This is a genomic window from uncultured Veillonella sp., from assembly GCF_905209685.1.
In the GTDB taxonomy this organism is placed as follows: domain Bacteria; phylum Bacillota; class Negativicutes; order Veillonellales; family Veillonellaceae; genus Veillonella.
This window is the reverse complement of record NZ_CAJLUB010000100.1, coordinates 1-6,756: the sequence shown is the minus strand read 5'-3', so window position 1 is coordinate 6,756 and position 6,756 is coordinate 1. Positions and strand designations below refer to the sequence as shown.

The window sequence follows — 6,756 nt, the reverse complement described above, 5'->3', positions numbered from 1 at the left end:
TTCCTGAGGAGGGATTATCTTGCGCGAGATTCAAGTATCTGAAATCACAAAAACAGTCCGTCAAATGTGTATGGACGCAGCTTACCACTTGCCAAAAGACATCTATGAAGGCTTGAAAAAAGGCCGTGAAACAGAAGAGTCTCCAGTTGGTTGCATCGTTCTCGATCAAATCATCAAAAATGCAGAAATTGCTGATGCTGAAGATCGTCCATACTGCCAAGATACTGGTATGACATTGGTATTCTTAGAAGTAGGTCAAGACGTACATTTTGTTGGTGGCGATCTTAAAGAAGCTATCAATGAAGGTGTTGCTCAAGGCTATGTAGAAGGTTACCTTCGTAAATCCGTTGTAGCAGAACCATTGTTCAACCGTAAAAACACTCAAAACAATACACCTGCAATCATTTACATCGATATCGTTCCTGGCGATAAAGTAGAAATCAACGTAGAACTTAAAGGTTTCGGTTCCGAAAACAAATCTGACGTAGCTATGTTGGTACCTGCAGATGGCGTTGAAGGCGTTAAAAATGCAGTTCTTGAAATCGTAAAACATGCTGGCCCTAACCCATGCCCTCCAATCGTACTTGGCGTAGGTATTGGTGGTACTATGGACCAAGCAGCTGTTATGTCCAAAAAAGCTTTGCTTCGCGATATTAGCACTCCTCACAAAGATCCTGAGTATGCAAAATTGGAAGAAGAAATTTTGGAAATGGTTAACAAAACTGGTATCGGTCCACAATTGGGCGGCACAACAACTTGTATCGGTGTAAACATCGAATGGGGTGCAACTCATATCGCCGGCCTTCCTGTTGCTGTTACTATTATGTGTCATGCTGCTCGTCATAAACACGTAGTACTTTAATCGGTAGGAGGTAATTACAATGGCTGAAACAATTCGCATTAATACTGAAGAATATAATGAAGAGTTTTCCCGTAAATTAAAAGTTGGTGATAGCGTTCTTATCACTGGCAAAATTTACTCCGCTCGTGACGCTGCTCATAAAGTTATGACTGAAGCTTTAGCACGCGGTGAAAAATTACCAATCGATTGGACTAACAAATTCGTTTACTACCTTGGCCCAACACCTGCAAAACCTGGTGACCCAATTGGTTCCGCTGGTCCTACAACTTCTGGTCGTATGGACGCTTACACACCAACAATGCTTGATCAAGGTATCAAAGGCATGATCGGTAAAGGTTCCCGTAAACCAGCAGTAGTTGAATCCATGAAGAAAAATGGTTGCACATACTTCGCAGCAGTTGGTGGCGCTGCAGCATTGATTGCAAAATCCATCAAAAAATACGAAGTACTTGCTTATGGTGAACTTGGTCCAGAAGCTTTGGCTGAATTGACAGTTGAAGATTTCCCTTGCATCGTAGTTGGCGATACTGAAGGTAACAACTTCTACGAACAAGGTCAAAAACCTTACAGAAAAATCTAATATCACCGTTGAGTGATTAAAAGAGGCTTGCATTTGCAAGCCTCTTTTTATTTGTAGAAAATCTATATGTATCACTGTAAATGTATATATTTAATGATTATTACATTGTTTATTAGTATGATAGTAATAAATAAAACTACTTTTATAATTACTATAGTCTTATGTAATGTTCACTTGTATTGCGTAGAGTAAAGTCTACCGATTCTGTCCATTTTGTGATAATATACATATAGATTTATACATTCAAAGTGAGTGAGGCGATATCATGACTTCTGTAGAAACTATTCGTCAGTCAGTGCGCACAGCGATGGCTGAATTACTCGATTTGGCAAAGGTTCGAGAAGGTCAATTGTTCGTTGTGGGCTGTTCCACTAGCGAAGTTATGGGTAAGAAAATAGGTACTGATTCCCACATTGATGTGGCTCAGGTCTTATTTGATGAAATATATACAGCGGTTAAAGCCAAAGGTCTTAATTTGGCTGTTCAATGCTGTGAACATATTAACCGTGCGCTTGTTATGGAACGTAGCGCGGTAACATGGGAGGAAGAGGTTAATGTAGTGCCTCAACGTCATGCAGGTGGAGCTATGGCTGTGACTGCTTATGAACGTTTTGAAGATCCAGTAATGGTTGAATTTATTCAAGCTGATGCTGGTATCGATATTGGGGATACTTTTATAGGCATGCACATGAAACATGTTACCGTACCAGTGCGACTCAGTATTAAAGAAATTGGTGGGGCCCATGTAACAGCTTGTCGTGTTCGACCTAAGAGCATTGGTGGTGAACGTGCTGCATATAATGAAGCGTTGATGTAGGGGGTTAGTATGTCAAACGTAATACCGTATTTTGTATTAGCCGTTGTGGCGCTCGGATTTTTTGCTATTTGTTACGCTGTTTTTAATCGTAATGATGGTGAAAGCCAATCGAAACATGAGCATCGTGATAGATCTGTTACTAAGCCTGAAAGTGAACATCATAAAGAAAGGTCCGTTAATGAATCCAAGGTAGGGGATGTAACGGTTACACATGAAGGTGGAACCAATGTATATACGGCCTCCATTATGGATGACAATAAGGATTCCGAAACTTCTGAATCTATGGTGAATCATGAAGATACATCCTATAATCGACGAGATGGTAATCAATTACATGTTGAAGATTCCTCTACAGGATATTCATTAGCATTAGGTCATCATGCAGAGTCAACTCAGACAGAGTCTGGTAAACCAATCTTGGAAGAACAGGAACCTGTTCAAGATTCCACTGTTTCTGGCGAATTGATTCAACAAGAATCTGTTTCCCAAGAGGAGGCAGTATCTACTCCAAAAACATCTGGTATGGATGAAACTATTGTAATGTCCGCTGTTTCAGCTGATAGACTTCAAAATGTTGAGCATAATGCTACTCCATTGATGGATAAGACCATTGTTCTCGATGCAGTAACAGATGAAATTCGTAATCGTGCTAATTCCGTAGAAGATACGATTGCTATGGGCGAATCTGTAGAAGCCTTAGAAGCTGATGAAGCTGAGAATATAGATGTTACGCAAATGATTGGTGGTGCCGATGAGGTACAAACAGCAGAAGGTCCATCTGTATTGGATGAAACGCGCTTGTTTGACGCTTCTGAAATAGAGGCACAATTAGCGGCAGCTAGTATGGTTGAAGAAGAGGTACCTACAGGGCAATGGGCTAAAGCGGCACATGAAGACAAATGTGTTGAGTTAGCGATTGCACCATTTGTTCATGCTTTTGGTGTATTACATGGTGATACACAACATTATGTGGAATCTATTACAAGAGATGCGTTAGCAGCACTTAATATTACAAAGTTAGCTGAAGTTAACGCACTTTTAGACAATATTGTTATTCAAGAAGCATTAATGAGTATGCAAAAGGCGTATGCTGCTACGAATACAGAGTGGATGAAATCCGCTGCGTTAGGTGCATTCCTAGATGTAGTACAATCGCCTAAGTCTAGTACACCGTACCTTGTAGCCTTTGATGCGTTACGCGTATTGCCACATTTAACGCTAGGTCATTTCCAAGTTATGGCATTGACATTATTGTTACAATACTCTAGAAACTCTAATAACTATGGATTGATTCACTTCCAACATTATGTAGAAAAATATATTGAGCCATTCATTTCTGATTTGCCTCAAAATAACTCTTTCTATCGTCAATTAGATTACTTACGTTGTACACAAGAGGAACGCGAACCAATTACATTAGCTCAAGTGTTATCCAATTCCTATCCATTTGTGTTCAACTATCGTGGCTTCTCGAAGGAGGAACTCTTCCGTGCTACTGATGGTCATGGCGTTGATCCACGTTATGTGGTGCGTAGCTTGAATTCCAATCTTTATAAATTGGCGTTAGTTGACGAGTCTTTAGCACCTCGTTTCTTTAGACAAACTCGTATTTCTGATTCCATGGTTCAACGTGATCTCATTGCACTTATGAAGAGCAAACCGACTGCCTTTAGAGGTCAAGAAGCACGTGATATTATGGATGATATTTCTCCAGTTCTATTAGATTTAGCGGATGTATTTGATCATACGCCGATGTCTAAAATTAGCTTAACATTACTTGGTCTATATTTAGGCCGTGCTCATGTGAAAGCAACGATTGGTGAAGAATTTGATTTATCTCATTGGTTCTAATGATCAAAGAAAACAATTAAACTATAAAAGGTCTCCCTAGATAATCTAGGGAGACCTTTTTGTTTGATTATATGTTAGAAACTATTAAAACCAAATTCTTCAATTCCTTCAATATCTTTTAATGTTACAGTGCGACCTGTAATATCGATAATACCTTCATCGCGAAGTCGACCGAGCTCACGACTAAGTGCTGTACGGGATACGTTTAGGACCTCTGCCATTTGCTCGCGGTTATGCGGTAGATGAATTGTTGTAGATTGTTGGCGTTTATAAATATCTGTTAAGTATGCAAAAATCTTTTCGCGCATCCCTTTAAGTGTTAGGTAATGAACCTTTCTTGTTAAAAGGATGGCCTTTTCAGATAAATCCTCTAATAGGTTAGATAAGATTTTAGTTTGGCATTGTTGGCAATCTGGTAATGTATCGATAAATGTTTCAAGAGGGATGAACATAATTTTTGTAGCCTTCGTAGCCTTAATAGTAGCAGGCCATAGTGGTTGCTTACTAAATAGCAATGCTTCACCAAAAATATCGGATTGTTCAAGGTTTGCCATAATAACGCGTTGGCCCATTACATTTTCTCGAGTCAGTAAAGCGCTACCTTCGAGAATAACACCGATGCCTTCCATAGGATCTCCAGAGAGGGCGATGAAGTCATTCTTCTTATAGCTATGAACAATAACTTTTGCATTATGTAAATAGCCTCTTAATTCAGGCTCACCTAATTTATTGAATAGAGGACAGTGTATAAGAGTAGGTAGATATTGGTTGATAATATCGTTTGAAAGTATTTGCTTCATAAGCACCTCCGGTGTGACGAAGTCTATAGTAAATTAAAATGATTATTGTATAATAATAGTATAAGGTCAAATGACCTACCTGTTCCACAAGGGGAGTCAGGTAAAATTTTTGAAAAGTTTTTTTATTTGTTGCCCAAGCTACAGAAATTGTATCACCTTTACGTTATACTTTCAAATGTAATCAATCAGACACCTGATAATTCATCAGTGTAATGTATAGGTTTGATATTATCTAGCTTGAATGCGAGGAAGTCTCGCAAAGGAGGATTTTTAAATGAGCATGTTCTGTTATCAATGCGAACAATCTGCAGCACCAGGCGGCTGTACTGTACAAGGTGTATGTGGTAAAACTGCACCAGTTGCTAACTTACAAGACGAATTAACTGCTGCTTTAGTTGGTTTAGCACGCGCTTTAGACGTAAAAGGCCAAACTAAAGAAGGCGTTGACTATTTAATGCGTGGTTTGTTCATGTGTGTAACAAACGTAAACTTCTCTGAAGAACGCGTTCAAGAATTCATCGACGAAGTAAACGCTTATCATGCAAAAATCGATAGCGCAGCACAAAACTTCGATTGGGAACAATTATGGAAAGGTGAAGAAGATATCGTATCTCTTCGTTCCACATTATTGTTAGGTATGCGTGGTATGGCTGCTTATGCATGGCATGCTGCACGCCTTGGCTTCCATGATGCTGACGTTGATGCTTGGTTCATCAAAGGCATGGTAGAATTCGCTAAAGATCATAGCGCTGAAGAATGGTTGAACTTGTTGATGGAATTCGGCCAAATCAACTTGAAATGCATGGCTATTCTTGATAAAGCTAACACTGAAACATATGGTACTCCAGTACCAACTACAGTACCTTTGACTGTAGAACCAGGTCCTTTCATCGTTGTAACTGGTCATGACCTTCATGACTTGAACCAATTGTTGGAACAAACAGATGGTAAAGGCGTAAACATCTATACTCATGGTGAAATGTTACCTTGCCACGCTTACCCTGAATTGAAAAAACATCCTCAATTGAAAGGTAACTTCGGTACTGCATGGCAAAACCAACAAAAAGAATTCGTTGACGTTCCTGGCGCATTCTTGTTCACTACAAACTGCATTATGCCACCAAAAGAAAACTACAGAGCAAATATCTTCACTACAGATATGGTAGGTTTTGATGGTTGTGCACACGTAGAAGAAAAAGCTGACGGCACTAAAGACTTCTCCGCTGTTATCGAACGCGCTATCGAATTGGGCGGCTACAAAGAAGCTCAAGAATTCACTGGTATCAACGGTGGTCACGAAGTAACTACTGGTTTCGGTCATGGTACAGTATTGGGCATTGCTGATAAAGTAATCGATGCTGTAAAAGCTGGCGCAATTAAACACTTCTTCTTAGTTGGTGGTTGCGACGGTGCTAAAGTAGGCCGTAACTACTACACAGAATTCGTAAAACAAACTCCAGATGATACTGTAGTATTGACATTGGCTTGTGGTAAATTCCGCTTCAACGACCTTAACATCGGTGAAATCGGTGGTATTCCTCGTATCCTTGATATGGGTCAATGTAACGATGCTTACTCCGCTATTCAAGTAGCAGTAGCTTTGGCTGGTGCATTTGAATGTGACGTAAACGACTTGCCATTAACATTGGTATTGTCCTGGTACGAACAAAAAGCGGTATGTATCTTGTTAACATTGTTGGCATTGGGTATCCGCAATATCTACATCGGACCTTCCTTGCCTAAATTCTTCTCCAGCAATGTATTGAACATTTTGGTAGAAAAATTCCAATTACATCCAATTACAACTCCAGAAGCTGACATGAAAGCTATCTTGGGCTAATCGGAT

Annotated in this window: 6 protein-coding genes; 5 read left to right on the top strand and 1 reads right to left on the bottom strand. The window is 39.7% G+C overall.

The window, feature by feature from the left end:
- Nucleotides 1-19: 19 nt before the first annotated feature.
- The 4 genes from QZ055_RS07275 to QZ055_RS07260 all read left to right on the top strand — a co-directional run bounded on the left by QZ055_RS07275 (nucleotide 20) and on the right by QZ055_RS07260 (nucleotide 4,110).
- Nucleotides 20-862, top strand: coding sequence for a fumarate hydratase (locus QZ055_RS07275; protein ID WP_039968967.1), 843 nt, complete (start codon nucleotides 20-22; stop codon nucleotides 860-862).
- 19 nt (nucleotides 863-881) lie between these two features.
- The gene (locus tag QZ055_RS07270; protein ID WP_005385442.1) at nucleotides 882-1,442 is read left to right on the top strand and encodes a Fe-S-containing hydro-lyase; all 561 of its coding nucleotides are present in this window, start codon (nucleotides 882-884) and stop codon (nucleotides 1,440-1,442) included.
- A 265-nt stretch (nucleotides 1,443-1,707) separates the two neighbouring features.
- Nucleotides 1,708-2,259 (top strand): TIGR01440 family protein, encoded by a 552-nt coding sequence (locus tag QZ055_RS07265; protein ID WP_295825666.1) that lies wholly within the window; start codon nucleotides 1,708-1,710, stop codon nucleotides 2,257-2,259.
- Between the two features lie 9 nt (nucleotides 2,260-2,268).
- Nucleotides 2,269-4,110 carry an LPO_1073/Vpar_1526 family protein gene (locus tag QZ055_RS07260; RefSeq protein ID WP_295825663.1) on the top strand — a complete coding sequence of 614 codons (1,842 nt, stop codon included), beginning with the start codon at nucleotides 2,269-2,271 and terminating at the stop codon, nucleotides 4,108-4,110.
- A gap of 74 nt (nucleotides 4,111-4,184) precedes the next feature.
- On the opposite strand, the gene QZ055_RS07255 is transcribed toward QZ055_RS07260, so the two are convergent.
- Entirely contained in the window at nucleotides 4,185-4,910 is a 726-nt protein-coding gene (locus QZ055_RS07255; protein ID WP_295825660.1) for a Crp/Fnr family transcriptional regulator, read from the bottom strand.
- Nucleotides 4,911-5,184: 274 nt separating this feature from the next.
- On the opposite strand from QZ055_RS07255, the gene hcp reads away from it, so the two are divergent.
- On the top strand, nucleotides 5,185-6,750 hold the full coding sequence (hcp, locus tag QZ055_RS07250; RefSeq protein WP_295825658.1) for a hydroxylamine reductase: 1,566 nt from the start codon (nucleotides 5,185-5,187) through the stop codon (nucleotides 6,748-6,750).
- The last annotated feature ends 6 nt before the right edge of the window (nucleotides 6,751-6,756 follow it).

What these genes read in the sequence shown, in the direction of transcription:
- QZ055_RS07270 (WP_005385442.1), top strand. Translation starts at nt 882, where the DNA reads ATGGCTGAAACAATTCGCATTAATACTGAAGAATATAATGAAGAGTTT.
- QZ055_RS07265 (WP_295825666.1), top strand. Translation starts at nt 1,708, where the DNA reads ATGACTTCTGTAGAAACTATTCGTCAGTCAGTGCGCACAGCGATGGCT.
- QZ055_RS07260 (WP_295825663.1), top strand. Translation starts at nt 2,269, where the DNA reads ATGTCAAACGTAATACCGTATTTTGTATTAGCCGTTGTGGCGCTCGGA.
- QZ055_RS07255 (WP_295825660.1), bottom strand. Translation starts at nt 4,910, where the DNA reads ATGAAGCAAATACTTTCAAACGATATTATCAACCAATATCTACCTACT.
- hcp (WP_295825658.1), top strand. Translation starts at nt 5,185, where the DNA reads ATGAGCATGTTCTGTTATCAATGCGAACAATCTGCAGCACCAGGCGGC.